Here is a 990-nt window from a genome sequence, read left to right as displayed (position 1 = left end):
GATTTTGTCTTTCCATGTACTGATGAAGATAATCATTGATATCAGAGTAAGAGTACATCCCATCTTGGAAAGTGACAGTATTCCAATTAACACCTCGATCATTTGAGTATTTGATTGTGTTATTATTGTAACTGCTTCTGATGTTGTACCAAGAATAAGTCATTGTCAATCTGTCAATAGCAAGAGAGTGTTTCATTTCAGGATCAAGTTTCAGAGAGGGTTTAAACTTTATCAAGAAATTATCTGGTCTATTTTCTCAAGTTTTTTCTCTTTTGATTGAAGAAATATGTATCGCTCTTTCCATTATTTTATTTAAACAATATATATTTTTTCAAAAGATCATTTAATGTTTTTTTGGAGATGACTTTGAGTTGATGAAGAAGATGAGCGATTTGTGAGAACTCTTGCTTTACTCCATTGTTTCCAGCAAAGATAGATCCATCGAGTAATTCAAGTCTGACGACAAGTTGTTGAGGGTTGTTGAAGTGGATGATTCCTTGTCCTGTTTTTTTCGCGTATTTCACAAGGCTATCTATGTTATTGATATATTGACCTAAAATATTATAAACTTTAATTTGTTTTCTTGTATCTCGATTTGGATCCTTATTTTTTTTACAGCTTTACTCACACCTTTTTCTTTAAAAATAATTGCTTTATTAGGTGATAATAAATCACCGAAATAATTAAGTTGTACTTCAGCGTTCTTTTGATAAAGAAGAATATTTTCAAGTTTTTCATTTTTTAACTTGCTTGGTAATGGTAATTTGAGATTTTTCAAAACTTCAACAGATCTTTTATTTAATAAACCTTCATCTAAATCTGTATCATCAAATGTTACAATATTTTGTCTTCCAACCTCAACGTTAAAGACACATTGGATTTGACCAAAGTCTCCGATGATTTTTTCAGGGAATTACTAGAAATTTGGGGAGAGATAAACTTTGAAAATCAAATAACGTCCGAAAATCACCTTCTGGATCAACCACTGTG

2 protein-coding genes are annotated in these 990 nt (G+C 30.7%); both read right to left on the bottom strand.

From position 1 onward, the window contains the following. Positions 1–196: hypothetical protein (locus OIF36_05645; GenBank protein MCV6599936.1), on the bottom strand; the 196-nt coding region annotated here is incomplete at its 3' end. Between the two features lie 357 nt (positions 197–553). Next, positions 554–778, bottom strand: coding sequence for a hypothetical protein (locus OIF36_05640; GenBank protein MCV6599935.1), 225 nt, complete (start codon positions 776–778; stop codon positions 554–556). Positions 779–990 lie beyond the last annotated feature (212 nt).

This window comes from Alphaproteobacteria bacterium (assembly GCA_025800285.1).
GTDB lineage: Bacteria > Pseudomonadota > Alphaproteobacteria > JAOXRX01 > JAOXRX01 > JAOXRX01.
The sequence above is the reverse complement of the archived record's forward strand: the minus strand, read 5'-3'. Positions and strand labels throughout refer to the sequence as shown.